At 64.6% G+C, this 24,434-nt stretch carries 25 protein-coding genes; 19 read left to right on the top strand and 6 right to left on the bottom strand.

Features of this window, described 5'->3' with window-relative positions; genetic code table 11:
* Positions 1 to 45: 45 nt before the first annotated feature.
* Both FFS37_RS19430 and pcaQ read right to left on the bottom strand, forming a co-directional pair.
* Positions 46 to 1,359 carry an ABC transporter substrate-binding protein gene (locus FFS37_RS19430; protein WP_137932582.1) on the bottom strand — a complete coding sequence of 438 codons (1,314 nt, stop codon included), beginning with the start codon at positions 1,357 to 1,359 and terminating at the stop codon, positions 46 to 48.
* Positions 1,360 to 1,459: 100 nt separating this feature from the next.
* Positions 1,460 to 2,377 carry a pca operon transcription factor PcaQ gene (gene pcaQ / locus FFS37_RS19425; protein ID WP_137932581.1) on the bottom strand — a complete coding sequence of 306 codons (918 nt, stop codon included), beginning with the start codon at positions 2,375 to 2,377 and terminating at the stop codon, positions 1,460 to 1,462.
* A gap of 94 nt (positions 2,378 to 2,471) precedes the next feature.
* On the opposite strand from pcaQ, the gene pcaD reads away from it, so the two are divergent.
* The 6 genes from pcaD to pobA are packed head-to-tail and all read left to right on the top strand — an operon-like array spanning position 2,472 to position 7,280.
* Positions 2,472 to 3,284, top strand: coding sequence for a 3-oxoadipate enol-lactonase (gene pcaD, locus FFS37_RS19420; protein ID WP_137932580.1), 813 nt, complete (start codon positions 2,472 to 2,474; stop codon positions 3,282 to 3,284).
* Entirely contained in the window at positions 3,277 to 3,684 is a 408-nt protein-coding gene (gene pcaC, locus FFS37_RS19415; RefSeq protein WP_137932579.1) for a 4-carboxymuconolactone decarboxylase, read from the top strand. The genes pcaD and pcaC overlap by 8 nt, the downstream gene beginning before the upstream one ends.
* Complete coding sequence (pcaH, locus tag FFS37_RS19410) at positions 3,674 to 4,429, top strand: protocatechuate 3,4-dioxygenase subunit beta (RefSeq protein WP_137932578.1); 756 nt, start codon at positions 3,674 to 3,676, stop codon at positions 4,427 to 4,429. The genes pcaC and pcaH overlap by 11 nt, the downstream gene beginning before the upstream one ends.
* Entirely contained in the window at positions 4,429 to 5,043 is a 615-nt protein-coding gene (pcaG, locus tag FFS37_RS19405) for a protocatechuate 3,4-dioxygenase subunit alpha (RefSeq protein WP_137932577.1), read from the top strand. Before pcaH ends, pcaG begins: the two co-directional genes overlap by 1 nt.
* 12 nt (positions 5,044 to 5,055) lie before the next feature.
* Positions 5,056 to 6,108: a 3-carboxy-cis,cis-muconate cycloisomerase gene (locus FFS37_RS19400; RefSeq protein ID WP_137932576.1), complete on the top strand. Its 1,053-nt coding sequence runs from the start codon at positions 5,056 to 5,058 to the stop codon at positions 6,106 to 6,108.
* A complete protein-coding gene (gene pobA / locus FFS37_RS19395; RefSeq protein ID WP_137932575.1) occupies positions 6,108 to 7,280 on the top strand; it encodes a 4-hydroxybenzoate 3-monooxygenase in 1,173 nt (390 codons plus the stop codon). Before FFS37_RS19400 ends, pobA begins: the two co-directional genes overlap by 1 nt.
* Positions 7,281 to 7,341: 61 nt before the next feature.
* On the opposite strand, the gene FFS37_RS19390 is transcribed toward pobA, so the two are convergent.
* The 3 genes from FFS37_RS19390 to FFS37_RS19380 are packed head-to-tail and all read right to left on the bottom strand — an operon-like array spanning position 7,342 to position 10,396.
* The gene (locus FFS37_RS19390) at positions 7,342 to 8,217 is read right to left on the bottom strand and encodes a carbohydrate ABC transporter permease (RefSeq protein WP_137932574.1); all 876 of its coding nucleotides are present in this window, start codon (positions 8,215 to 8,217) and stop codon (positions 7,342 to 7,344) included.
* The gene (locus FFS37_RS19385; protein ID WP_137932573.1) at positions 8,214 to 9,104 is read right to left on the bottom strand and encodes a carbohydrate ABC transporter permease; all 891 of its coding nucleotides are present in this window, start codon (positions 9,102 to 9,104) and stop codon (positions 8,214 to 8,216) included. Before FFS37_RS19385 ends, FFS37_RS19390 begins: the two co-directional genes overlap by 4 nt.
* Positions 9,104 to 10,396, bottom strand: a complete 1,293-nt coding sequence (locus FFS37_RS19380) for an ABC transporter substrate-binding protein (RefSeq protein ID WP_137932572.1) — start codon at positions 10,394 to 10,396, stop codon at positions 9,104 to 9,106. The genes FFS37_RS19385 and FFS37_RS19380 overlap by 1 nt, the downstream gene beginning before the upstream one ends.
* Positions 10,397 to 10,718: 322 nt before the next feature.
* Here FFS37_RS19380 and FFS37_RS19375 point away from each other — a divergent pair, with 322 nt between their 5' ends.
* The 7 genes from FFS37_RS19375 to FFS37_RS19345 are packed head-to-tail and all read left to right on the top strand — an operon-like array spanning position 10,719 to position 17,038.
* Positions 10,719 to 11,990, top strand: a complete 1,272-nt coding sequence (locus tag FFS37_RS19375) for an extracellular solute-binding protein (RefSeq protein WP_137932571.1) — start codon at positions 10,719 to 10,721, stop codon at positions 11,988 to 11,990.
* Between the two features lie 52 nt (positions 11,991 to 12,042).
* Positions 12,043 to 12,975, top strand: a complete 933-nt coding sequence (locus FFS37_RS19370) for a carbohydrate ABC transporter permease (protein ID WP_137932570.1) — start codon at positions 12,043 to 12,045, stop codon at positions 12,973 to 12,975.
* A complete protein-coding gene (locus FFS37_RS19365) occupies positions 12,972 to 13,829 on the top strand; it encodes a carbohydrate ABC transporter permease (RefSeq protein ID WP_137932569.1) in 858 nt (285 codons plus the stop codon). Before FFS37_RS19370 ends, FFS37_RS19365 begins: the two co-directional genes overlap by 4 nt.
* Positions 13,826 to 14,566: a PIG-L deacetylase family protein gene (locus tag FFS37_RS19360; protein ID WP_137932568.1), complete on the top strand. Its 741-nt coding sequence runs from the start codon at positions 13,826 to 13,828 to the stop codon at positions 14,564 to 14,566. The genes FFS37_RS19365 and FFS37_RS19360 overlap by 4 nt, the downstream gene beginning before the upstream one ends.
* Positions 14,563 to 15,438: an ROK family protein gene (locus FFS37_RS19355; RefSeq protein ID WP_137932567.1), complete on the top strand. Its 876-nt coding sequence runs from the start codon at positions 14,563 to 14,565 to the stop codon at positions 15,436 to 15,438. The genes FFS37_RS19360 and FFS37_RS19355 overlap by 4 nt, the downstream gene beginning before the upstream one ends.
* The gene (locus FFS37_RS19350) at positions 15,435 to 16,205 is read left to right on the top strand and encodes a GntR family transcriptional regulator (RefSeq protein WP_137932566.1); all 771 of its coding nucleotides are present in this window, start codon (positions 15,435 to 15,437) and stop codon (positions 16,203 to 16,205) included. Before FFS37_RS19355 ends, FFS37_RS19350 begins: the two co-directional genes overlap by 4 nt.
* Positions 16,206 to 16,246: 41 nt before the next feature.
* Positions 16,247 to 17,038: a sugar isomerase domain-containing protein gene (locus tag FFS37_RS19345; protein ID WP_137932565.1), complete on the top strand. Its 792-nt coding sequence runs from the start codon at positions 16,247 to 16,249 to the stop codon at positions 17,036 to 17,038.
* A gap of 105 nt (positions 17,039 to 17,143) precedes the next feature.
* On the opposite strand, the gene FFS37_RS19340 is transcribed toward FFS37_RS19345, so the two are convergent.
* Positions 17,144 to 17,815, bottom strand: coding sequence for a FadR/GntR family transcriptional regulator (locus tag FFS37_RS19340; RefSeq protein ID WP_137932564.1), 672 nt, complete (start codon positions 17,813 to 17,815; stop codon positions 17,144 to 17,146).
* 222 nt (positions 17,816 to 18,037) lie between these two features.
* Between FFS37_RS19340 and FFS37_RS19335 the strand changes: the two genes are divergently transcribed.
* From FFS37_RS19335 to FFS37_RS19310, 6 genes are read left to right on the top strand one after another with little or no spacing between them, the layout of a single operon-like run.
* Positions 18,038 to 18,916 carry a fumarylacetoacetate hydrolase family protein gene (locus FFS37_RS19335; RefSeq protein WP_137932563.1) on the top strand — a complete coding sequence of 293 codons (879 nt, stop codon included), beginning with the start codon at positions 18,038 to 18,040 and terminating at the stop codon, positions 18,914 to 18,916.
* On the top strand, positions 18,913 to 19,692 hold the full coding sequence (locus tag FFS37_RS19330) for an alpha/beta fold hydrolase (protein ID WP_137932562.1): 780 nt from the start codon (positions 18,913 to 18,915) through the stop codon (positions 19,690 to 19,692). The genes FFS37_RS19335 and FFS37_RS19330 overlap by 4 nt, the downstream gene beginning before the upstream one ends.
* Positions 19,693 to 19,745: 53 nt before the next feature.
* A complete protein-coding gene (locus tag FFS37_RS19325; RefSeq protein WP_137932561.1) occupies positions 19,746 to 21,071 on the top strand; it encodes a metal-dependent hydrolase family protein in 1,326 nt (441 codons plus the stop codon).
* Between the two features lie 41 nt (positions 21,072 to 21,112).
* Entirely contained in the window at positions 21,113 to 22,114 is a 1,002-nt protein-coding gene (locus FFS37_RS19320; protein ID WP_171026346.1) for a branched-chain amino acid ABC transporter permease, read from the top strand.
* A complete protein-coding gene (locus FFS37_RS19315; protein WP_137932559.1) occupies positions 22,111 to 23,136 on the top strand; it encodes a branched-chain amino acid ABC transporter permease in 1,026 nt (341 codons plus the stop codon). Before FFS37_RS19320 ends, FFS37_RS19315 begins: the two co-directional genes overlap by 4 nt.
* Before the next feature lie 48 nt (positions 23,137 to 23,184).
* Positions 23,185 to 24,432, top strand: a complete 1,248-nt coding sequence (locus FFS37_RS19310; RefSeq protein ID WP_137932558.1) for an ABC transporter substrate-binding protein — start codon at positions 23,185 to 23,187, stop codon at positions 24,430 to 24,432.
* Positions 24,433 to 24,434 lie beyond the last annotated feature (2 nt).

Below are 24,434 nucleotides of genomic sequence, written 5' to 3'. Positions count from 1 at the left end.
GGCGTCGGTTGGGCTGGTCACGGTGCGATCTCCGTCGCCGGTCCGTCAGCCGTTATACGGCTGAAGCTTGGCCTCGACCGGCACTTTCGGGTCGGTGGCGTTCTCGGTCACGACGTAGTCGAGCGGGAATTTGCTGCCTTCCTTGGCTGCCACCCATTGCGTGCCGATGATGGGACCTGGCGAGACATTGGCCACCGGGCCGCTGGTGAAGTCGACCTTGCCGATCATCGTTTCGGTCTTGAGGGTGCTCAGCGCCTTGGCGACCGAGGCCTTGTCCTTGGCGTCGGCGCTTGCCTTCAGCGCCTCGAAGCCGGCGTCGAGAAGCGACATGGAGGCGCCGAGCTGCTGCGTCCATTGCTTGCCGCTCGCCGCCTCATAACCATCGGCGAGCTCGGTGCCCGAGACACCGGTCAGCGGCGACTTGTAAGGGAAGGCCTTGTGCCAGTACGCGGCGCTGGAAATCTTCATGCCGAGATCGCCGAGCGCTTCGATGTCCGAGGGGAACAGGCCGGTCTTGGCGACCTGGCAGATCTTGATCTGCTTGATCAGCCCCTGCTGTGCCGCTTGCCGCCAGAAAGCCGCGAAATCAGGCGGGATCGGGAAGGAATTGAAGATCTCGACGCCTTCCTGCTTGAACAGCGCGATCTGCGAGGAATAGTCGGTGGTGCCGGTTTCGTAAGCGCCCGGATCGACGATCGTAAAGCCCTGCTTGGCCAGCAGCGGCGCCAGATTGGCGCGGATGGCGTTGCCGTCGGCGTCGTTGGGATACATGACGCCGACCTTCTTGTTGGTCTCGATCAGGTTCCATTGCGAAATGTAGGTCTTGAAGAATTCGCCGACGCCGAAGCCGAAATGATAGGTCCACTTGAACGGCGAGGGCGCGCCCGGCTTGGCGCCACGGCCGAAATACCAGGCCTCCCAGGGCATGACGGTCGACAGGCAGGGCACGCCGGCGGCTTCGCAGGCGTCGGCCACCGGATTGATCACCTCCGGCGTGGACACGGCCAGCATCAGGTCGATGGCCTGGTTGTTGATCAGGTCCTTGGCGAGCTGGCCGGCGCGTGACGGATCGGACTGGGTGTCCTGGTCGAGGATCTCGACATTGTATGTCTTGCCGCCGAGCTGGATGCCGTTGGCCAGCGCCTTGCGGGCGAGGTCGAGCACGTAGCCGTCGGTCTGGCCGAAGCCGGCCAACGGCCCGGTGCGCGGACTGACGAAGCCGACCTTCAGTGTATCGCCGGCCGCGAAAGCCTTGCGGCCGCCAAGCGCGAGCGCGGTGCCGCCGGCGACCGAGGTGGCGATGAACTGGCGTCGCGAAATGCCGCGGGCACTGTATTTGCTGCCGATAGAATGGGTCATGCTTTCCTCCCTCCAATCTCCTCTGCGGCCACAGTGCACCAGCGATTTGGTTCGGTAAAATGATATTTTGCGGTGTTTTATTAACCCTGGGGTTAGTGGATCAGCCGCCTTGCCGCGCCGCCTCGCGGACCGTCTGCAACAGGATGGAGAAGGCCGGCGAGGGTGCGGTGTCGGTGCGCATCGTCAGGCCGACCGGCCCCTTGGTTTCTTCGGTGTCGACCGGCAGGGCGACGAAGGCGCCGCTCGCGATCTCGTTCGCCACCACCCCGGCTGAAATGATCCACACCGCGTTGCTCTGTCGCATGAAGGAGCGGCCGAAGGAATCCGAGACGGTCTCGATTTCGGTTGCGGGCGCGGTCATGCCGTTGGTTATGAACAGGCGGTCGACAAAGGGCCGGATGACGGATTCCCGGGTCGGCATCAGCACCGGGAATTCGTCGAGCCTGGCGAAGATGTCGGCGCCAGGCTCCAGCAATGGATGTCCCGCCCGCACCACGAACAGCACCTGCTCGGAATAGAGGTGCTCGAAGAAGAAGCCGGTCATGTTCTCGGGCGCCGCCAGCCGCCCGACCACGAGATCGAGCGCGCCGGTGCGCAATTGTTCGAGCAATACGGCATTTTCGCCGGTGACGATCTTGATCGCCGCGCCGGTGTTTTCCTTGAGGAACAGGCTCATGGCCTGCGGCATGACCTTGGCCGACACCGTCGGCAGCGCGCCGATGCGGATCGGATGCCGGTTGATGGCGCCGTCCTGGCGCACGGAATCGATGCCGCGCTTCAGCGCTGTGATCGCCGAACCGGCATGGTCCAGAAAAATCTCGCCAAGCCTGGTGACGCGGATGCCGCGCCCGTCGCGTTCGACGACCGCGACCCCTAGGGCCTCTTCCAGTTCGCGCAGGGTCTTGGTCACCGCCGGCGCACTGACATGGAGAAAATCGGCAGCGCGAGCCACGCTTCCCTGCCGTGCGACCTCGAGGAATGCCTGCAGGTGACGGAACCGGATTCGGCTCTCGGACATGATTTTGATAACCCCAGAGTTAATGAAACTGGCGAAAATATCATTTTACCCAACCAAATGCCTTGTGCAATGTGGAGTTGGAGGACCGATAACCGTGTCATTCGTCACCCTTGGCGGCATCACGCTGCACCACCGATATGTCGATGCGAACGGCAAGGCGGTTCCGCTTGTTTTAATCAATTCCCTCGGCACTGACTTCCGCATCTGGGACGATGTTGTGGCGCGGCTGGCGGGCGAGCGGCCCCTGCTGCTCTACGACAAGCGTGGCCATGGCCTGTCCGGCACGGGCAGCGGCGTGCGCTCCATCGACGATCACGCCGACGATCTGAGCGCCCTGATCGACCATTTCGGTTTGGGCAGGGTCGTGCTGGTGGGCCTCTCGATCGGCGGCATGGTCGCGCAGCGGCTCTATGCGCGCCGGCCTGAGATCGTGGAGGCGCTCGTCCTGAGCGACACGGCCCACAGGATCGGGACGGCCGAGAGCTGGAATGCCCGCATCGCGACCGTCGGGCGCGACGGCATCGAGGCAATCGCCGACGGCGTGATGAAGGTGTGGTTCACGCCCGATTTTCATGCCGGCCGCGCGGCCGACCTTGCCGGCTGCCGAACCATGCTGACCAGGCAGGAACTGTCAGGCTATATCGGCAGCTGCATGGCGGTCCGCGATGCCGATTTCACCGTGAGCGCGACCCATATCGCCGTGCCGACGCTTTGCGTGGTCGGCGACCAGGACGGCTCCACGCCTCCGGATCTCGTCCGCTCGCTGGCAGGCCTCATTCCCGGCGCCCGCTTCGAGATCATCCGCGGCGCCGGACATATTCCCTGTATCGAGCAGCCCGAGGCGCTCGTCGCCCTGATCCGCGATTTCCTCGCATCGCTTTCCCCTGGAGCAGAAACCCATGGATGAAGTCCCCGCCAACGCAACCAGATACCGCACCGGCGTCGCGGTACGGCGCTCCGTGCTTGGCGACCCGCATGTCGACCGGGCCGAGGTCTCCGCCACCGATTTCGACCAGCCCTTCCAGGAAATGATCACGGAGGCCGCGTGGGGAACTGTTTGGGCACGTCCCGGCATCAGCAAGCGCGAGCGCTCGATGATCACGCTGGCGCTGCTGGCAGCACTTGGCCATCATGAGGAACTGGCCCTGCATTTGCGCGCCACGGTCAACACGGGTGCGTCTCGCGAAGACATTCGCGAAGCTTTCCTGCATGTCGCAATCTATGCCGGCGTGCCGGCGGCCAATAGCGCCTTCAGGGTTGCCAAGGAGGTGTTTTCGGAAATGGACGGAGCAAAGGATGTCCTCTGATCCCGGTTCCAACCGGACGCCCGAAACCGGAGCCTTCTTCCAGCGCGACCGGACGTGGCATCCGCCCGCGCTGACGCCAGGCTACAAGAGTTCGGTGCTGCGCTCGCCGCAGAAGGCTTTGCTGTCGTTCGACAACACACTGTCGGAAATATCCGGCCCGGTCTTCGGCCATGCGATGCTCGGCGAACTCGACAACGATCTGATCCACAATTTCGCCAGGCCGGGCGAAAGTGCCATCGGCGAGCGCATCATCGTCCACGGGCGCGTGCTCGACGAGCGTGGCGTCGGCGTGTCCGGCGTGCTCGTCGAATTCTGGCAGGCCAATGCCGGCGGCCGCTACCGTCACAAGAAGGACGGCTACCTTGCCCCGCTCGACCCGAATTTCGGCGGCTGCGGCCGCACCATCACGGGCGAGGGCGGTTTCTATGCGTTCCGCACCGTCAAGCCCGGGCCTTATCCCTGGCCGAACGGGCCCAACGACTGGCGCCCGGCGCATATCCATTTCTCGGTGTTCGGCCATGGTTTCGCCCAGCGGCTGATCACGCAGATGTATTTCGAGGGCGACCCGCTGATCTGGAAATGCCCGATCGTGCGCGGCATCGCCGACAGGGCGGCCATCGAAGCGCTGACGGCGATCCTCGATACGCAGGCGACGATCCCGATGGATGCGCTTGCCTACAAGTTCGACATCGTGCTGCGCGGACGCCGCTCCTCGCTGTTCGAAAACAGGCTGGAGGGCAATTGATGGCCCAGTCGCTCGACCGGTTGAAGGAGAGCCCTTCGCAGACCGCGGGACCTTACGTCCATATCGGGTTGACGCCGAATTTTTGTGGCATCGGCGGCGTCTATGCCACCGATCTCGGTGCGACCATGGTCAACGACAAGACGAAAGGCGAGCGCATCGGTCTCAAGATCCGGGTATTCGACGGCACCGGCTCGCCGCTCAGGGACGCGCTGATCGAAATCTGGCAGGCGGATGCCGACGGGCTTTACAACTCGCCGGCGGAGATGCGCGGTGCGGCCGATCCGAACTTTTTCGGCTGGGGCCGCTGCCCGACCGATATGGAAACGGGCGTCTGTGCCTTCGAGACGATCAAGCCGGGCCGTGTGCCTTTAGCCGATGGCCGCCTGATGGCGCCGCACATCACGTTGTGGATCGTTGCGCGCGGCATCAATCTCGGTTTGCATACGCGGCTCTATTTCTCGGATGAGGAAAAGGCCAATGCCGAGGATCCGATCCTAGCGCGCATCGAGCACCGTATCCGTGTGCCGACGCTGATCGCCGAACGCCAGGGCGACACCTACATTTTCGACGTCCATCTCCAAGGGGAGAAGGAAACGGTCTTCTTCGACAGCTAGGAGATCCGTGACATGACCGTATCACCCTTCGATCATCCACTGCTTTCGGCCCTCCTCGGCGACGAGGAGGCATCGAGGCATTTCTCCGTCGAGGCGGAAATCGATGCAATGCTTGAATTCGAGAGCGCGCTGGCGGAGGCGGAGGCCCAGAACGGGATCATCGCCAGGGATGCCGCGGCAGCGATCGTGACGGCACTGGCCTCGTTCCGGCCGGACACCGCCTTGCTCAGGGCAGGCGTCGCCAAGGACGGCGTCGCGGTTCCGGAACTGGTGCGGCAGATCAGGGTGGCGGTCGGCGAACCGCACGGCGACAAGGTGCACTTTGGCGCGACCAGCCAGGACGTTATCGACACGAGCCTTGTGCTTCGGCTGAAAGCGACCGTCGAGCACGTCAGCCTGCTGCTGACCGAGACCATCATTCGCCTTACCTCGCTTGAAGAGCACTTCGGGGACAGGGCGCTGACCGGCATGACACGCATGCAGCCGGCTATTCCGATCAAGGTTTCGGATCGCGTGACATCGTGGCGGGCGCCACTGCAGCGGCACCAGGAGAGGCTGTCGGAACAATCCTCGCGCCTGCTTGTCGTGCAATTCGGCGGTGCCGCCGGCACGCTGGAAAAGCAGGGCGGCAAGGGGCCAGCGGTGCGCGCCGCGCTTGCCGCAAAACTCGGCCTCGCCGACGCGCCGCAATGGCAGAGCCAGCGCGATGCGCTCGCGGACTTCGCCGGTTGGCTGTCATTGGTAACTGGCAGTCTCGGCAAATTCGGCCAGGACATCGCGCTGATGGCACAGGGCGGCACCGACATCGCGCTTTCCGGCGGCGGCGGCTCATCGGCCATGCCGCACAAGCAGAACCCGGTGAAGGCCGAGGCGCTGGTGGCGCTTGCCCGTTTCAACGCCGCGCAACTCTCCGGCATGCACCAGGCGCTCATACATGAGCAGGAACGCTCCGGTGCTGCCTGGACGCTGGAATGGCTGCTGTTGCCGCAGATGGTGGTGGCAACCGCCGCCGCGCTGCGGCTCGCGGCCGAACTTGCCGGGCAGATCGAGAGCCTGGGGCACTGATGCGCACGCAGGTCGCCATCATCGGGTCCGGGCCCTCCGGCCTGCTGCTCGGGCAGCTTCTGGCCGGCATCGGCGTCGAGACGATCATCCTGGAACGCTCGAGCCGCGAGCATGTGCTGGGCCGCGTGCGGGCAGGGGTGCTGGAGCAGGGCACGGTCGAACTGCTCGAGCAGGCGGGGGCGGCGGCGAGGCTGCATGCCGAAGGTCTGCCGCATGCCGGCTTTTCACTGGCGTTCAAGGACAGGCTTCATCGTATCGACCTCGATGGGCTCACCGGCGGCAGGCATGTCACCGTCTACGGCCAGACCGAGGTCACCCATGATCTCATGGACAGGCGCGATGCGGCCGGCCTGACCACGATTTACGAAGCGGACAATGTCGCGCTGCACGATTTCGACGGCATCGACCCGTTCGTCACCTACGAGAAGGACGGCGTCACGCACCGGGTCGATTGCGACTTCATCGCCGGTTGCGACGGCTATCATGGCGTCAGCCGCAAATCCGTTCCGGACGGCGCGCTGAAGACCTTCGAGCGGCAGTATCCGTTCGGCTGGCTGGGCGTCCTGGCTGAGGTGCCGCCCGCCGATCATGAGCTGGTCTACGCCAACCACGAGCGCGGCTTTGCGCTGTGCTCGATGCGCTCGACGCATCGCAGCCGCTACTATGTCCAGTGCCCGCAGGACGACCGTGTCGAGGCTTGGTCCGACGACCGCTTCTGGGACGAACTGCGCCGCCGCTTGCCGGAGCGGATAGCGGCAAGCGTCACCACCGGGCCCTCCTTCGAGAAGTCCATCGCGCCGCTGCGTTCCTTCGTCGCCGAGCCCATGCGCTTCGGCCGGCTGTTCCTGGTCGGCGACGCCGCCCATATTGTGCCGCCGACCGGCGCCAAGGGCCTCAACCTCGCCGCCAGCGACGTGCGCTATCTCTTCACCGGCCTGCATGACTTCTACGCCGAGAAATCACCGGCCGGCATCGACGCCTATTCCGGCAAGGCGCTGGCGCGGGTGTGGAAGGCTGTGCGTTTTTCCTGGTGGATGACCACCATGCTGCACCGCTTCCCCGATACGGGCGACTTCGGCCAGCGCATCCAGGAGGCCGAGCTCGACTATCTCGTGCAGTCGCGCGCGGCCTCGACGGCGCTCGCCGAGAATTATGTCGGCCTGCCCTGGTAGGGTTTCATTCGATGACGCACTTCCCTAGGGAAAACCGCGCGACACTCTTCCCGGAATTGCTCTATCCCTTGATCGCCGAGCCGACGATGGAATCGACGAAGAAGCGCTGAAGGAAGACGAAGAGGATGAGCGGCGGCAGAACGGCCAGCGTGGCGCCGGCCATCACCAGGCCGGTATTCATCGCACCCCTGTTGTAGCTGAGCAGACGGCTGAGGCTGATGACGATCGGATAGGCGTCGGCATTGCCCTGCAGCACGGTGAGCGGCCACAGATAGCTGTTCCAGTGATAGACGAAGGCGAACAGCGCCAGCGCCGCGATGGCCGGAGCGACGCTGGGCGCCACGATCTTGTAGAGGATCAGCAGTTCGGACGCCCCGTCCATGCGGGCGGCGTCGATCAGATCGTCCGGAACGCCCGCTATGAACTGCCGCATCAGGAAGATGCCGAAGGCGTTGGCGAGGTTGGGCACGATGATGCCGGCGAGGCTGGCATTGAGGCCGATGGAACCGACCAGGCGGTAGAGCGGGATCAGCGTCACGATCGGCGGCAGGAACATGGTGGCGATCAGCGCCGAGAACAGAAGCGAGCGGCCCGGGAAGTGGTATTTGGCGAAGGCGTAGCCTGCCATCATGCTGGTGATCAGGATGCCTGCGGTGGTGATCGAGGCGATGACCAGGGAGTTCCACATCGAGCGGCCTACATTAACCACGCTTGACACCTTCTCATAGGCATCGAGGCTCGGCGTGTGCGGTATCCAGACCGGCGGCACCTGCATGCTCTCGGCCGGCGTCTTGAGACTGGAGAGCACCATCCAAACCAGCGGGAAGGCCGAGGCGACGGCCACGACCAGCATCAGCGTGGCGAGCAACGCCTTGCGCCCGGATGGACGCCTGCGCTGCAGGCGGCTCGATGAACCTGAAAGCTTGCCGGCGCTCATTCCTGGTCCTTCCGGTTGGCGAGCGCGAACAGCGCGCAGACCACGACGATCAAGGACAGCATCAGCATGACGGCCATGGCCGAGCCCAGCCCGCCCTGCGCGCGCTCGATGCCGACGCGGCGGATGTGGTAGGTCAGCACACTGGTCGAGCCGACCGGCCCGCCTTGCGTGATCAATGCTACCGGCTCGAACACCTGCACCGCATTGATGATGGCGATGACGGCACTGAACAAAAGCGTGCGCCGCATCAGCGGCAGGGTGATGAAGCGGAACTGCTCGAAGCGGTTGGCGCCGTCAAGCTTGGCTGCCTCGTAGAGGCTGCCGGGGATCTGCGTCAGCCCGGCGATCGCCAGCACGGTGAAATAGCCGACCTGTTGCCAGACGTTGAGGAAGACGATCGAGATCAGCGCCGAGCGCGGCGACGACAGAAAGGGCTGTGGGCCGATGCCGATGATGCCGAGCATCTGGTTGAGCGGCCCTTCTCCGGGCGCGTAGAGCTTCGACCAGACCAGGGCGACCGCAATCATCGGCACCATGTAGGTGGAGAACAGCGCGGTGCGTAGCGCGGTGCCGCCGGGCACGTCATGCTGGTAGACCATCAGCCCGAACGCCACCGACAGCGGCAGGATGAGGACTACGGAAAGCGCGGTGTAGATGGCGGTGTTGGCGAGCGCTGCCTTGAAGTCGCGCCCGATCGAGGTCGGCCCGAAGATCTCGCGGAAATTGTCGAGCCCGATGAACGAGGCGCTGGCAAACGGCGTCTGCGTCGACCAGTCCTGGAAGGACAGCCAGACTGTGAGCATCATCGGCACAAGGATGAAGATGCCGATCAGCGTCACGGCGGGCGCCAGCATGATGCCCGCCGAGGCACGGTACCTCTGAATCATTATTTGGCGGCGCGCTCCAGGATCGAAGTGGCGTCGGCCTGCGCCGTCGCCTGCACATCCTTGGCCGAGACCTGGCCATACTGCAACGCCTCGAGCGTCTGCTGCAGGGATTCGGAGAATTCCTGTCCGCCCGGCACGACCGGGAAGGGCTTGGCGTCGGCGAGCACGCTGACATAGCCCGACAGGAAGTCCGAGCCGAGCTTGTCCTTGTGCGCCTCGATGTCGGAGGTGCGCGAGGGCAGGATGCCCATCGACATCAATATGTCCGACATGGCGGAAGCACCGTTCTTGCCGGACTTCGGATTGTTCAGCCAGGCGAGGAAATCCCAGGCGGCTTTCTGCTCGGCTTCTCCCGCATTGGCGTTGACCACCGTCATCCAGGAATAGGAGATCGAATGCGGCTTGTCGCCGCTCGGGCCGACCGGGATCGGCGCCGTGGCGATGTCGGCGAACTTGTCGCCCATGCCGGTCCTCAGCGCGCTCTCCCACCAGTTGGCCATGATGATCATGCCGGTCTTGCCGGAGACGAAATTGTCGAGGAAGGGGCCCGTGGTGTTGGCGTCGGCCGTGGCCATGGCCGGCACGCTGGCTCCGGACTTGATGAGCTCCTCGTAGAGCTCGAAGGTCTCGCCGGCCTGCTTGCTGTCGAGCGCCGGCTTGCCGTCCCTGACCAGCTCGCCGCCATTGGAAACCAGCAGCGAGGCGAAGGGGTGGACGACGCCGGCGGCCCAGCTGTTGATCATGCCGAACCCCTGCTGGCCGGCGTCCTTGTTGGTCAGTTTCTTCGCCGCGTCCTTGAACTCGTCCCAGGTCTTCGGCGCCGCCGCGATGCCGGCCTGCTTGAACAGCGCCTTGTTGTAGTTCAGCGCGTAGACGTCGATCTCGTTGGGAATGCCGTAGAGCTTGCCGCCGACCGAGGCCGCGCTGGCGACACCCGCCGGCCATGAGGCTTTCACCTCCGAGGCGACAGCGTCGGGAGCTGGAGCGACCAGCTTGTCACGGGCAAGCTCCGGCAGCCATAGGTCGTAGATGCCGCCGATCGTAGGACCGTCCGAACCGCCGCCCTGGGAGCGAAGCGTGGTCAGAAGATCGCCGAAGGGGACGGCGCGCACGGTCACGCTCACATCCGGATTGGTCTTGGCATAATCCTTCGCGGCGGCTTCCAGCAGCGCGACGGTCTCGGGCGACCAGTGAGTCAGGTAGGAAATGTTGACCGCTTGCGCCCAACTCGTGACGGGCAGGATGGCAAGGCTCGCGGCCAACGCCAGTTTCGAAGTCCAGGCAAACGACATTCCTCATCCTCCCTCGGGCCTATCGATCACAATGACGTTATGACAAGTTCAGGTGATGGCGCAAGGGCCTGTTGGAGAAAATCCGTCCTATAGAAGGATTTCAGATTTCTTCATTCGTCGAGACAGAAGGATTTATCGTTGAAAAACAATATTTTATACACTTTCAGCTGCCGCTTCTCCCCTGCTGTCGCCACTCTGGAGTCGCATCAGACCTATTGCGAATGCTGCTATGTCGTTATAATGACTATTCCGAGCGAATGACTCTCCCGCCACGCCGACGCGGCGCGGGACGCCAAGCACAGAAAACAATGGGAGACTGGCAATGAGCATGCTTTCACTTCACCGTCGCGCGGCGCTTGGCCTGATCGGCGGCCTGGCCGCTGCTTTCGCCGGGGCCTTCACAACCTTGCCTGCAAGGGCCGACAGCACGGTGACGCTGTGGAGTTGGCGCACCGAGGACGAGGCCGCGATGCGCCGCATCTTCGATGCCTTCGAAGCCAAGAACCCGGGCATCAAGGTCAACATCCAGTTCACGCCCGATGCCGACTACCAGAACCGGCTGAGCACGGCGCTGCGTGGCGGGCGCGGACCTGACATCGCCCAGCTCAAGGCCTATGGCGAATTGCAGCCTTTCGTCGATGCAGGCTATCTCGACGTGCTCGACGACAGCGTGCCGGAACTGAAGAACATGCCGGACGCCGCCCTTGGCGGCGCGCGCGGCCGCACCGACGGCAAGGTCTACGGCGTGCCCTATTCGGTGCCGATGATGGGCGTCTTCTACAACCAGGATATCTTCGCGGCGCAAGGCATCGGCATTCCGAAGACCTACAAGGATTTCGTCACCGCCTGCGACAAGCTGAAGGCGGCCGGCATCACGCCGATCGCCACCGGCGGCGCCAACGGTTCGGCCTGGGAGCTGGAGATCGGCGTCGGCGTCGTCGGCCCGACCGTTTACGGTCCTGATTTCTACGACGAGATGATGACGGGCAAAGCGACTTTCGAGGACCCGCGCTATGTCGCGGCGCTGAAACGCTTCGCCGAACTGAAGCCTTATTTCCCGGACGGCTTCGCCGGCATCGACTACACCACCGCCACGCAGCAGTTCATCGGCGGCAAGGCGGCGATGTTCCTCGGCGGCTCGTTCGAGAACGGCAGCTTCAAGGCGCAGAACCCGAAGCTGAAATTCTCGATCTTCCCGTTCCCCGGCGATGACGCCGGCGCGAAGGTCTACACCTCGGCCTTTTCGGATGGTTCCTATGGCCTCGTCTCGGAGAGCGCCAACAAGGAAGCCGCCACCAAGGTATTGAACTTCATGGCCTCGGCCGAATTCGCGCAGATGTTCGCCGACGAACTCGGCTGGCCGCCGGCGCGCACCGACGTGACGGTGAAGGATCCGGTGCTGGCCGAGATGATGGAGATGTCGAAGAACTCGACGCCCTACCTGACGCTGGTCGGCTTCCGCTGGCAGTCGCCCACCGCCTCCTCGGTGCTGCAGTCGGAAATCATCGACATGGTCGAAGGCAACATCGCGCCGGAGAAGCTGGCGGCCGACATGCAGGCCGCCGTCGCCACCTGGTTCAAGCCCAAGCAGTAGCAAGCCCGGGCCGGCCGCATCGCGGCCGGCCCTTCGCCGGACAGAACACCGCATGGCCAACCTCAGCCGCACAAGCAGCCTGAAGCGCACGCAGCAGCGCATGGCCGTGCTTTTCATCCTGCCGGCGCTGGCGGTCTACGCGCTCTTCGTCCTCTATCCCCTGGCGATGTCGCTGTGGGGCAGCTTCTTCCTCTGGAAGGGGCTGCGCATGGGCGAATTCGCCGGCCTGTCGAATTTTGCCCGTCTCTTCGTTTTCCCAAGCGATGCCAGGCTCTACGGCGCGCTGTGGCACAACGCCTCCTGGTTCTTCGGCATCATGCTCTTCCAGAATGGCATCGGGCTCCTGTTCGCCTGGCTGCTGTTCCTGCGCGACAGGGGAGCAGCCTTCTTCCAGTCGGTGTTCTTCTTCCCGGCGGTGCTGAGCCCGGTCATCGTCGGCGCGCTCTGGCGCCTGCTGCTGGCGCCGGGCGGCGTTGTCGAATGGGCGCTCAACGGGCTCGGCCTGCACCAGGGCAGCCTGACCGTGCTCGGCAACAGCCACACCGCGCTCTGGGTGCTGATCGCCGTCGACGCCTGGAACTGGATGGGCCTGCCGGTGCTGATCTACACGGCGGGCCTGCGCCAGATATCGGGCCAGATCTTCGAGGCCGCCAGGCTCGACGGTGCCGGCAATGCGCGCATGCTGTTCTCCGTTGCGCTGCCGTTGCTGATGCCGGCGCTGGGCACGCTGACCACGCTGTCCTTCATCAACACCTTCAACCAGTTCGACATCGTCTATGTCATGCAGGGCGTGCAGGGCAATCCGAGCTACGCGACCGACACGCTGGTGACTTATTTCTACCGGCTCGCCTTCGGCGCGGAGGGCGCCGTCGGCATCACCGACATTGGCCTGGCGCTGGCGCTGGGCACTATGCTGTTCCTGATCCTGAGCATCGGCACGCTGCTGATGCTGCGCTTCTTCGACCGCCGCACGGTGCAGCTATGAGCGCGCTGGCAATCCCCAACAGGCCCGCCCTGTCGCGGCAGCTTGCCCGGCTGCCGGGCTGGATCGTGCTGGTCGTGTGGACGGCGGCGGTGCTCTTGCCGCTCTACATTCTCGTTGTCTCCTGCTTCAAGACCACCGCCGAGATCTACGACAACCGGCTCGGCCTGCCGGCGCGCTTTGCCTTCGACAATTTCGTCAACGCCTGGACGCGCGCCGATCTCGGCCACAACTTCTTGAACAGCCTGATCGTCACCGGCGGTGCCGTCACCCTGACCATCGTCGTCTCGGCCATGGCCGCCTATCCCCTCAGCCGCTACCGGCTCGGCTGGAATGCCATCATGCTCGGCCTTTTCCTGTCCGGCATCATGCTGCCGATCCGGCTGGCATCGGTCGAATTGTTCACGCTGATGCGCAATCTTGGCCTCCTGGATTCGCTGACCGGGCTGATCCTGGTCTACTCGGCCATCCGCATTCCCTTCGCCGTCTTCATCTTCGCCAATTTCATGCGCGTGCTGCCCTCCGAGCTCGACGAGGCGGCGCGCATGGACGGCGCCGGCGAAGTCCGTATCCTGTTCCAGATCATCCTGCCCATGGTGAAGCCGGCGGTGTCGATCGTCGCCATCTTCACGGCCATCGCCGTCTGGAACGATTTCTTCTTCCCGCTGATCTTCATCTTCGACGACCGCTACAAGACCGTGCCGCTGGCGATCAGCGTCTTCGTCGGCCAGTTCCGTACCGACTGGGGCCTGGTCTTCGCCTCGCTGGCCATCTCCATGGCGCCGATCCTGATCATGTATTGTCTGCTCGCCCGCCAGATTCGCGAGGGCGTCGGCGCCCAGGGAGGCATGAAATGATCGAGGACAAGGTCTACGCCGCAAGCTCCATCCTGGTCGTCGGCGCGCATGCCTTCGATGCCGAGGTCATCGCGGGACCGCTTGCGGCCGCTGCCGTCAAGCGCGGCGCCTCGGTCACCTTCCTGCATCTGACCATGGGCGAGCAGGGCCATCCCTGTCTCGTCCCCGCGCATTACTGCGTGCAGAAGGAAGAGGAAGCGGGCAGGGCGGCCGGGCGCCTTGGAGTGACGCTGCGAAGCCTCGGCCTGCATGACGCCTTCCTGCCTTCCGACGACGAGACGGCGTTGAAGGTCTGCGATGTCGTCCGCGAGCTGAAACCGGAGGTGGTCATAACCCACTGGCATGGCAGCTGGCACAAGGACCATCGTGCCGCCGCCCATCTGACGCAGACAGGCATCTTCTTCGCCGCTCTGCCGACCATTGCCCGCGACCACGCCGCGCACACGCCGTCCCTGCTGCTGTTCGGCGAAAACTGGGAAGATGATGACGGCTTCCGCCCCGAGCATCTCGTCGATGTCAGTGATGGTTTCGATGCCTGGACCGAGGCGGTTCGGGAGTACGAGCTGGCGCGGGGGCTGAGCAGCTTTCCCTATGTCGACTATTACAGCGCGCTCTACCGGTTGCGCGGCTGCCTGCGTGGCACGCGCCACGCCCAGGCTTTCGCGGCGGCTTCGCATTCCTGGAACGCCGGCAGCGGCCTGTTCGCGCCGCCGGCCGGCAAAGGATCCAGCCGATGACGCGGGTTCTGGCCATCGATCTCGGCGGCACCAATCTGCGCGCCGCTATCTTCACCGGCGACATCGCTGCCCTGGAAATGCCGAACCGGGAGCCGGCTCCAGCCGGCCTCGACGCCTTCGTTGCCCGCATCAACGCTCTACGCGCGGAGGCCGGAACGGTCGATGCGCTCGGCATCGCGGTGCCGGGCCTGGTCGAGGGCCCTGTCTGCCGCTGGATTCCGAACCTGCCTTTCCTCGACGGCGTCGATCTCCAGGCCCTGTTTCCGGACCTGCCCATCGCGCTCGGCAATGACGCGCAGATCGCGTTGCTGGCCGAAGCCGTCGAAGGCAGCGCGAAAGGCATGTCCGACGCGATCCTGCTGGCGATCGGCACCGGCATCGGCTCCGCAGTGCTGGCCAATGGCCGCATCGTTGCCGGTGCGCAGGGCGGCGCCTGTTCCTTCGGCTGGGCCTGCGCCGACATCAAGGACGATGGCGAGGAGCGCAGCGGCTGGCTGGAGCGGATGGCTTCGGGCCGGGCGCTCGACGCGCTTGCCGGCCGGATCGGGCTCGCCGGCGGCCGCCAGCTGATCGCGGCGGCACATGCCGGCGAACTGGCCGCGCTGACCTTGCTCGAAGTGCCAGCGCGCCAGCTCGGCACCGCGCTTGCCGGCGCGGTGGCGCTGCTCGATCCGCAGGCGGTGCTGGTGTCGGGAGGACTGGCCGAGGCGCTCGACGTGATGCGGCCGCCATTGCTGGCGGCGCTGCGGCGCCAACTGCCGTCGCATTTGCGCGGCGTTGAGATCCGGTCCGGCCGCTTCGGCGCGGGGGCGGGGCTTGCCGGCGCGGCACTGGCCGGCCGCGCGGGAGAAAAGTGGAGACAGGTGCGATGAGCCAGGCGAGCTTTCAGCAACCGGACCGCAGACGACCCGAACCGCTCTGGTACCAGGTGGAGGAAGCGATCCGCGCCATCGTCAAGAGCGGCGAGTGGGCGACCGGCGACCAGATCCCGGCGGAGGATCGCCTGTGTGCCCTGTTCGGCGTCAGCCGCATCACGCTGCGCCACGCCTTGCGCAATCTGGAGGAAGGCGGCCTGCTGCGCCGCGAGCACGGCCGCGGCACCTTCGTGCGCTCCACCACGCTCGTGGCGGGAACGCGCGAACTGACCAGCTTCACCCAGGAAATGGGCAATATGGGCGTCGTCGCCGGCTCGCGGCTGCTCGATTGCAGCCTGACCACGGCCAATGCGGCGGCCGCCGGCGCGCTGGAGATCGAGGAGGGCGACCCGGTCGTGCGCATCCGGCGCCTGCGGCTCGGCAACAGCGAGCCGATCGGCATCCAGACGGCACAGCTTTCCGCCGCGCGCGTCCCGGGTTTCCTCGACGCAGGCTTGCTGCAGGGCTCGCTCTACGAGGCGCTGGAGCGCCATTACGGCATCGTGCCGGTGGCGGCACGGGAAAACTACCGCGTCGGCGCCGTCGGCGCCGCCGATGCCGAGTTGCTCGACCTGCCCGCCGGCAGTCCCGCCTTCATCGTCGAGCGCATCACCACCGACGAGCGCGGCCCGTTCGAATTCACCGTCTCCATCATGCGCGGCGACCGCTACGAAATCCGCTCGACGCTGCGCGCCGGACGCGTGCCGCTGAACCCGCGAAGCTGATCCACCCTCCCAGGCAGACACTTGAAAACAGGAGTATCCACGTGTCCGATCTCTATATCCATCGCCTTGCCGCTCTCATCGACAAGGCCGCGAAAACCAACGAAGAGGCCTTCGGCCAGGCGGCCAGCCGCTTCGCCGACTCGCTGCAAGGGGGCGGCCTCGTCCATCTCTTCGGTTCCGGCCATTCGGTGCTGCCGGTGCAGGAGGTGTTCCCGCGCTACGGCAGCTATGTCGGCTTCAATCCGCTGACCGACCCGCGCGTGATGTGGCACAATGTGCTGGGCGCCGGCGGCGTGCGCGAATTGCTGTGGCTGGAGCGGACCGAGAAATACGCCGAGAAATTCCTCGACCATCAGCCGCTCAACAAGGGCGATTCCATCATCATCTTCGGCCATAGCGGCCGCAACGCGTCCGGCATCGACACCGCCCTCTATGCCAAGAAGCGCGGTATCTTCGTCGTCGCCGTCACCAGCAAGAACAATCTCGACAAGCCTGCCACGCATTCCTCCGGCAAGCGGCTGGCCGATGCCGCCGACCTCGTCATCGACACCTGCTCGCCGATCGAGGACGCGATCGTCCCGGTCGAGGGCTGGAGCCGTCCGGTCTCCGGCTCCTCGACCGTGCTCGCCATGATCATGGCCCACGAGCTGATCGCGCGCACCGCCGAGCAGCTCGCCAAGCGCGGCATCGAACTGCCGGTCTTTGCCTCGCCGACCATTGCCGGCGTGACGCTGCACGACACCGACGTCATCTACGGCGTCTACCGCGAGCGCATGCTGGAAGCGCAAAAGAAGCATCTGCCGACCTTCCAGGCGACGATGCGCGGCGAGTGATATCTGGTGCCGGGGAGGCGTGGCCCTCACGCCTTTCCGGTCCTGGACCCCGTGCCGGAGCGTGATCTTTCCCGAAAACCGGTTCCCGCTTTTCGGGATTCCGCTCTACCGTCCCAGCAGATTGCGCTGGACGGTCTTGAGATGCGCCAGCATGGCTTGGCTGGCGCTCTCCGGATCGCGGCGCAGCAGCGCGTCGAGAACCGCCTGATGCTCCTCGCAATAGATGGAGCGGCGTTCCTCCGAAAAGGAGCGCTTCTTCATCTCGAACCACGGCGCCTGATTGCGCAGGATGCGCATCAGATTGTGGATCTCTTTCAGGAACTCGTTGCGCGAGCAGGCGAAGATGCGGTGGTGAAACTCCGCGTCCCAGTGCTCGAAGGTCGGCATGTCCTGCGATTCCGAGGCGATCCTGTGCGCCTCGCGCACGGCGTTGAGTTCCATGGCGCTGGCGTTGGTGGCGGCGAAGGAGGCCGCGGCCGGTTCCAGCAATTGCCTGATCTCCATCATGTCGGCAGGGCTGGTGCCCTCCATCCGGCCGACGACGGCCGCCATCGAGGCCGGATTGGCGGCGGTCAGGAAGGTGCCGCGCCCGACATGGCGCACCACGGTGCCATCATCCTCGAGGAAGGACACGGCGCGCCGCATCGTGTTGCGCGCCACGCCGAATTCGCTCGCCAGGTCGCGCTCCGGCGGGATGCGGCCATTCTCGACCCACTCGCCGGAAGATATTCGCTTCTTCAGCGCGGTGGCGATGTCGCTGGCGACAAGCTTCGGCATTTGGGTCGCTTTTATCTGATCCAATATTAAACCATTGATAGCAGCTTCCGGCATCACAGTCCATCGCCGGGCTGGTTCATGCTAGCGTGCCGTTTGCGGGCTCGCCACGAATTCTTTTCGGTATGCTCAGTTCAGATTCCCCCTTGCGGCCTAAACCAATCGGCGCTAGCGTGTAACAAAAGAGCGAAGAATTGGCTCAATATTGGTTCAGGGAGGAACTGGATGCGGGTCGCGACTTTCTCGATCGCAGGCGAACGTCGCGTTGGCCTTGTCGATCTCGACGCCCAGACGGTCGCACCTTTCGATTTTCCTGTCGAGCAGGCGCGTTCGGGAATCCTTGCGCTGATCGAGCGCAATGGCGCGGGTATTCCCCGGACCTTGTCGCCGATCCCCTTGGCGCAGGTGGAGGTCGAGGCGCCGATCCCGCAGCCGCGCCGCAACATTTTCTGCGTTGGCAAGAACTATCACGAGCACGCGCATGAGTTCGCCCGCTCGGGCTTCGATTCCAGCGCCGGTGCCGGCGCGATCCCCAAGCACCCGATCATCTTTTCCAAAGTGCCTGAATCGGTGGTCGCCAACCATGCCAGCGTGCTGATCGATCCCTCCGTCTCGACGGCCATCGATTACGAAGCCGAACTGGCCGTCATCATCGGCAAGGGTGGGCGCGGCATCTCCAAGGAGAACGCGCTCGACCATGTCTGGGGCTACACCATCGTCAACGATGTCACCGCGCGCGACCTGCAAGGCAAGTACAGCCAATGGCTGATCGGCAAGTCTCAGGACACGTTCTGCCCGATGGGCCCATGGGCGGTGACCAGGGACGAACTCGACCTTGCGACCGCCGGCATCAGGTGTTTCGTCAACGAGGATCTGCGCCAGGATTCCCGCATCGCGCTGCTGATCTTCGACATCCCGACCATCATCGCCACGCTGTCGCAGGGCATCACGCTGAAGCCCGGTGACATCATCGCCACCGGCACGCCGGTCGGCGTCGGTATCGGCTTCGATCCGCCGAAATACCTGAAAGCCGGCGACGTCGTGCGTATCGAGATCGACGGCATCGGCACGCTGGAAAACCGCTTCGCGGAGCACGCGCCATGACCACCGTGACAGTTGGCAATGTGGTCGCCGAAACCGTCGGCGAGGGTGCCGCCGTCGTGATGATCCATGGTCTCGGCGGCACGTCCAACATGTACCAGCCGCAGATGGCGGCCCTGTCTGGCCACCGTGTCATCCGGCTCGACCTGCCGGGCTCGGGCCGTTCGCCGCGCCCGATCGAGCCGCTCACCATTGAAGGGATGAGCGAGGCCGTCATCCGTGCCATGGCTGGCATGGGGGTCGGTGGCGCGCACTTCGTCGGCCATTCGATGGGCACCATCGTGTGCCAGCAGATCGCCGCCACGCAGCCCGCGCTGGTCAGGTCGCTGACGCTGTTCGGCGCTCTGGCCGAGCCGGCGGAAGCAACACGCCAGGGTCTTGGCAACCGCGCCCGGCTGGCGCGTTCGGGCGGCATGTCTGAGATAGCCGACCAGATCGTCGCCAACGCGATTTCCGCGCACACAAGGGAGACCTCCGCGGCGGCCGTCGCCTTCGTGCGGGAATCGATCACCAGGCAGGATCCTGAATCCTATGCCCGCACCTGCGAGGCGTTGGCGAAGGCGACGGCGGTCGATGCCAGGAAAATCTCGGCGCCGACGCTGCTGGTCACCGGCGATGCCGATACCGTCAATCCGCCCGGCGTCGCACAGGCGCTTGCCGACAGGATCAAGGGAGCCGTATTCTCTTCGCTCGATCGGTGCGGACACTGGGCGACGGTGGAGAGCCCGCGCGAAAGCAGCCAGAAGCTGGTCGATTTTTTGAGACGGGTTGATAGGTGAGGAATTTTGATCGAGCGTAGAACTCGTGCGCTCGGCAAGTTGGGAGGCTTGTGATGGCAGACGACAGCTGGAACGGAAACGGTTCGGGCGGCACGCTGTTCACCAATGTGCGCGTGCTCGATGCCACGGGTGAATATCCCTATACCGGCGAGGTGCTGGTGCAGGGCAACCGCATCAAGCAGATCACCAAGGGCTCGTCCCGCTACGGTTCGTCGTCCTCCTCCTACAGCGGTGGCGCAACGGTGATCGACGGCATGGGCGCGACGCTGATGCCCGGCATGATCGACGCGCACCTGCATCTGTCCTGGAACAATGCGCCCGGCATCGACCCCATCCAGATGATGGAGGTCGAGGAGCACATGCTGGTCACCATGGAGATGGCCAAGCTGGTGCTGGACGCCGGCTTCACCGCCGGCCGCGGTGCCGCCGCCGCCAAGCCGCGCCTCGATGTCGTGGCCAAGAAATTCATCAACCAGGGGCGCTTTCCCGGCCCTCGCTATCTCGCGGCCGGACCCGAGATCACCACGGTCGGCGGCCTCGGCGATTCCTCGCCATCGCACATTCCGCATGAGGGGTTGAACCTAGGCCTCGTCGTTTCCGGTCCGGAGGAAATCCGCCGCACGGTGCGCCAGCTGATCAAATACGGCGTCGATTCCATCAAGCTCAATCTGTCCGGCGAGAGCATCACCGGCATGGGTGCGGAGGAGACGCCGATGTCGGAAGAGGAGGTCGCCATGGCCGCCTCCGAGGCGCGCTGCCGCAACAAGGTGCTGTCGGCGCATGCCCGCTCGTCCGGTTCGGTCAAGCAGTGCGTGCGCCACGGAATCCAGAACATCTACCACGCCTCCTTCGCCGACGAGGAAGCGCTTGATATGCTCGAGGCGGTCAAGGACAAGCACTTCGTCGCGCCCGGCATTGCCTGGCTGATCAACACCGCGCGCCATGCCGAGCAATGGGGCATCAAGCCCGGCTCCCCGCTGTCGCTCGAATATGAGCGCGAGCTCGAAATGTGCATCGACACGATGAAGAAGATGCACCGTCGCGGCATCCGCGTCCTGATCGGCGGCGACTACGGCTTTGCCTGGACGCCGCAAGGCACCAATGCCAAGGACATCCAGACCTTCGTCGAGATGCTAGGCTTCTCGCCCATGGAGGCCATCCAGGCCGGCACGAAGTATGGCGGCCAGATCATGGGCATGGGCGACGAGCTCGGCCTGATCAAGGAAGGCTACCTCGCCGATATCCTCTTGATCGATGGCGACCCGATCTCCGACGTGCGCATCCTGCAGGACAAGAACCGCATCCTCGCCATCATGAAGGACGGCAAGTTCCACAAGGCTCCGCGCATGAACGAGCAGCGCCGGCGGCTGACTGCATGAGCCTGCTCGACCGGCCATCTCAGGCGCTCTCAAGCGGCGGCATGACACTCAGGCAGGCCTGGGGTCTCGCCGGTCTGCTTGCCGCCGCCGTCCTGGCATGGCTGGTTTTCGCCGCGTGGCCGGATTGGCTGAACGCGATCCTGATCTCGAAGAAAGCCTTCGTCAGCGCCATCCTCAACGGCATCACGCTGGCCGGCCTCTATTTCCTCGTCGCCAGCGGCTTCACCTTGATCTTCGGCCTGATGCGCAACGTCAATCTGGCGCATGGCTCGCTCTACCTGCTCGGCGCCTATATCGGCTACGAGGTGACCAACCGCACCGGCTACTGGCTGCTTGGCGTCGCCGCCGGTTTTGCCGTGCTGGCCATCGTCGGCGTCATCATGCAGGTCTTCGTCTTCCGGCGCCTGGAGGGGGATGATCTGCGCCAGACCCTTGTTTCGATCGGCATTTCGATCGTCGCCGCGGACCTGATGCTGGCGGTGTGGGCCGGCGGCACCTACCAGATATCAACGCCGGAATGGCTGGACGGCGCACTGACCTTGCCGGTCATCACTGCCGTGCGCTCCAATGGCGCTTCGGTCTTCCTCACCTATCCGCTCTACCGCGTCGTCGTGCTGGCGGCGGCGATCGTGATCGGCGTCGGCCTCTGGCTGATGCTGCACAAGACCCGTGTCGGCATGATGATCCGCGCCGGCGTCGACGACCGCGCCATGCTGCAGGCCTCGGGCGTCAACGTGCACGCGGTGTTCGCCATCGTCTTTGCCGTCGGCGCCGGGCTTGCCGGCTTTGCTGGTGTCGTCGGCGGTTCGGCGCTGTCCGTCGCGCCCGGCGAGGACGTACGTTATCTCCTGGCCTCCCTGGTCGTGGTCATTGTCGGCGGCATGGGCTCGATTACGGGCGCCGCCATCGGCGCGCTGCTGATCGGGCTGGCCGAGCAGATCGGCCTCGTCTATTTCCCGACCTACGGCATCGTGCTGACCTTCGTCATCATGGTGGTGACGCTGGCGATCCGGCCGCAGGGCATCATGGGGAAGGCAAGATGAGCCTCGCCATCTCCACCCCCGGCGCAACGCAGCAGAACTGGCTGGAGAAGCTTGGCGCTGGCCACATCATCCTTGGCACGGCGCTCGTGCTTTATCCCTTGGTGGCATCGGATTTCTTCCTGACCCAGATCGGCGGCTATTCGCTGATCTTCGGCATGCTCGGCCTCTCGCTGATGCTGCTCGCCGGCTATGGCGGCATGGTCAGCCTGGCGCAGATCACGGTCGCCGGCATATCAGCCTATGCCATCGCCATCCTCGGCAACAACAATTCCAATGTGCTGGGCTTCGGCTGGCCATGGTGGTTGGCGGTGCCTTTTGCTGTGCTGGCCGCCGCGCTGGCATCGGCGCTGATAGGCTGGATCTCGGTGCGCACCGAGGGCATCTACACCATCATGATCACGCTGGCGATCGCCACCGCGACCTACTATTTCGCGCAGCAGAACTACGCCATCTTCAACGGCCACTCCGGCTACGCCGGCATTCGCGCGCCGGCCTTCTGGGGCATCAGCTGGCGTGACGCGAAGCCTTTCTACTATCTGTGCCTCGGTTTGGCGGTGCTGTCCTACGCGGCGGTGCTCTACGGCTCACGCTCGACCTTCGGCATGACCTTGCAGGCGATCCGCGACAATCCGCGCCGCATGCGCGCATTGGGCTATCACGTCACCGCGCACAAGGTCTTCGCCTGGCTGCTCGCCGGCGTCATCGCCGGACTGGCGGGCGTGCTGCTGGTCTGGTTCAACGGCCGCGTGTCGCCCGGCACCATCGGAGTCGATGCGGCGATCGACGTGCTGATCATTGCCGTCATCGGTGGCATTCGTCATCCGATCGGGCCGTTTCTCGGCGCGCTCGTCGTCGTCCTGATGCAGACCTTCGCCATCGACATCGTTGGCGCCGAGCGTTTCAACACGCTGATCGGCATGGTGTTCCTGGTGATCGTCTTCGTCTCGCCGGATGGAATTCTTGGGTTGTGGGGGAGGATCAAGCCACATCTTGCCCAGGAGGCCTTGCGTCCAGGCCCGTAGAAGCCGGGACGGAATGAACTGCAAAACCAAATCAACGGGAGGAAAACCATGAGGATGCATAGACGTACAGTGCTGGCGCTGGCGGTGTTCACCGGGCTGACCGCGCCCTCGATGGCGCTGGCTGCCGACGACACCATCAAGATCGGCCTGCTCGCCACCTTCGAGGGACCGTTCACGGTGCTCGGCGAAGACGGTGAGCGTGGCGCCATGACCGCGGTCGCCGAGATGAACGGCACCGTGGCCGGCAAGAAGATCGAAATCGTCAAGGGTTCGTCCGACGCTTCGCCCGACAGCGCCGTGCGCGCCGCGCGCAAGCTGGTCGAGCAGGACGGCGTCAAGGTGCTGGTCGGTCCGCTTTCGGGCGACGAAGGCATCGCCGTCAAGGACTACGCCAAGACGCAGCCCAACGTGACCTTCATCAACGGCACCTCGGCGGCGCAGGACACCACGCTGCGCAATCCCGCCGAAAACTTCTTCCGCTTCTCCACCGACGGCGCGCAGTGGATGGCCGGTCTCGGCACCTATGCCTTCAAGGACAAGGGCTACAAGAAGGTCGCCACTGTCGCCGAGGATTATTCCTTCCCCTACACGCAGGTCTTCGGCTTCATGGCCGAGTTCTGCAAGGCTGGCGGCCATGTGCCGTCAAAATCCTGGGTGCCGATCGGCAACAAGGACTTTTCGTCGGTCATCGCCGCCATTCCTGAAGGCGTCGATGCCATCTATGTCGCGCTCGGCGGCGCTGATGCGGTCAACTTCCTGACCCAGTACCAGCAGAGTGGCGGCACCGCGCCGCTGATCGGCGGTTCGATCACCGTCGACCAGACCGTGCTGACCTCGAAGGGTAAGCTGAAGGATGTGCTGAAGGGCACGCCGTCCGCCGGCCCGACCGCCGACACCAACGATGCGCCGGCCTGGAAGGCCTTCGTCGAGGCCTACAAGAAGCAGCCGGGCGCGTTTCCGTCGCCCTCGCTCTTCGCTCATGGCTACTATGTCGACATGAAGGCGACGCTGCTCGGTCTCGACAAGGTCGGCGGCGATGTCTCCGACGGCGGCAAGAAGCTGCGCGAGGCGCTGTCGAGCCTCTCCTTCGACACGCCGACCGGCAAGGTGTCGCTCGACAAGAACCGCAACGCCATCGCCGACATCTTCCTGACCGAGGTCACCGAGGGTTCGGACGGCAATCTCCTGAACAAGCTGGTCAAGGTCGTGCCGCAGGTCAATCAGACGCTCGGCATTCCCGAAGACGAGTTCATGAAGCTCGGCGCGGTCAACCGCGACAATCCGAGCTGCCCGTAAGC

The organism is Mesorhizobium comanense, from assembly GCF_005503535.1.
Lineage (GTDB): Bacteria > Pseudomonadota > Alphaproteobacteria > Rhizobiales > Rhizobiaceae > Mesorhizobium > Mesorhizobium comanense.
This window is presented reverse-complemented; position numbering and strand designations above follow the sequence as displayed.

Coding starts and splice junctions, on each gene's coding strand:
- FFS37_RS19430 (WP_137932582.1), bottom strand. CDS start 1,359: ATGACCCATTCTATCGGCAGCAAATACAGTGCCCGCGGCATTTCGCGA.
- pcaQ (WP_137932581.1), bottom strand. CDS start 2,377: ATGTCCGAGAGCCGAATCCGGTTCCGTCACCTGCAGGCATTCCTCGAG.
- pcaC (WP_137932579.1), top strand. CDS start 3,277: ATGGATGAAGTCCCCGCCAACGCAACCAGATACCGCACCGGCGTCGCG.
- pcaH (WP_137932578.1), top strand. CDS start 3,674: ATGTCCTCTGATCCCGGTTCCAACCGGACGCCCGAAACCGGAGCCTTC.
- pcaG (WP_137932577.1), top strand. CDS start 4,429: ATGGCCCAGTCGCTCGACCGGTTGAAGGAGAGCCCTTCGCAGACCGCG.
- FFS37_RS19400 (WP_137932576.1), top strand. CDS start 5,056: ATGACCGTATCACCCTTCGATCATCCACTGCTTTCGGCCCTCCTCGGC.
- pobA (WP_137932575.1), top strand. CDS start 6,108: ATGCGCACGCAGGTCGCCATCATCGGGTCCGGGCCCTCCGGCCTGCTG.
- FFS37_RS19390 (WP_137932574.1), bottom strand. CDS start 8,217: ATGAGCGCCGGCAAGCTTTCAGGTTCATCGAGCCGCCTGCAGCGCAGG.
- FFS37_RS19385 (WP_137932573.1), bottom strand. CDS start 9,104: ATGATTCAGAGGTACCGTGCCTCGGCGGGCATCATGCTGGCGCCCGCC.
- FFS37_RS19380 (WP_137932572.1), bottom strand. CDS start 10,396: ATGTCGTTTGCCTGGACTTCGAAACTGGCGTTGGCCGCGAGCCTTGCC.
- FFS37_RS19375 (WP_137932571.1), top strand. CDS start 10,719: ATGAGCATGCTTTCACTTCACCGTCGCGCGGCGCTTGGCCTGATCGGC.
- FFS37_RS19370 (WP_137932570.1), top strand. CDS start 12,043: ATGGCCAACCTCAGCCGCACAAGCAGCCTGAAGCGCACGCAGCAGCGC.
- FFS37_RS19365 (WP_137932569.1), top strand. CDS start 12,972: ATGAGCGCGCTGGCAATCCCCAACAGGCCCGCCCTGTCGCGGCAGCTT.
- FFS37_RS19360 (WP_137932568.1), top strand. CDS start 13,826: ATGATCGAGGACAAGGTCTACGCCGCAAGCTCCATCCTGGTCGTCGGC.
- FFS37_RS19355 (WP_137932567.1), top strand. CDS start 14,563: ATGACGCGGGTTCTGGCCATCGATCTCGGCGGCACCAATCTGCGCGCC.
- FFS37_RS19350 (WP_137932566.1), top strand. CDS start 15,435: ATGAGCCAGGCGAGCTTTCAGCAACCGGACCGCAGACGACCCGAACCG.
- FFS37_RS19340 (WP_137932564.1), bottom strand. CDS start 17,815: ATGCCGAAGCTTGTCGCCAGCGACATCGCCACCGCGCTGAAGAAGCGA.
- FFS37_RS19335 (WP_137932563.1), top strand. CDS start 18,038: ATGCGGGTCGCGACTTTCTCGATCGCAGGCGAACGTCGCGTTGGCCTT.
- FFS37_RS19330 (WP_137932562.1), top strand. CDS start 18,913: ATGACCACCGTGACAGTTGGCAATGTGGTCGCCGAAACCGTCGGCGAG.
- FFS37_RS19325 (WP_137932561.1), top strand. CDS start 19,746: ATGGCAGACGACAGCTGGAACGGAAACGGTTCGGGCGGCACGCTGTTC.
- FFS37_RS19320 (WP_171026346.1), top strand. CDS start 21,113: ATGACACTCAGGCAGGCCTGGGGTCTCGCCGGTCTGCTTGCCGCCGCC.
- FFS37_RS19315 (WP_137932559.1), top strand. CDS start 22,111: ATGAGCCTCGCCATCTCCACCCCCGGCGCAACGCAGCAGAACTGGCTG.
- FFS37_RS19310 (WP_137932558.1), top strand. CDS start 23,185: ATGAGGATGCATAGACGTACAGTGCTGGCGCTGGCGGTGTTCACCGGG.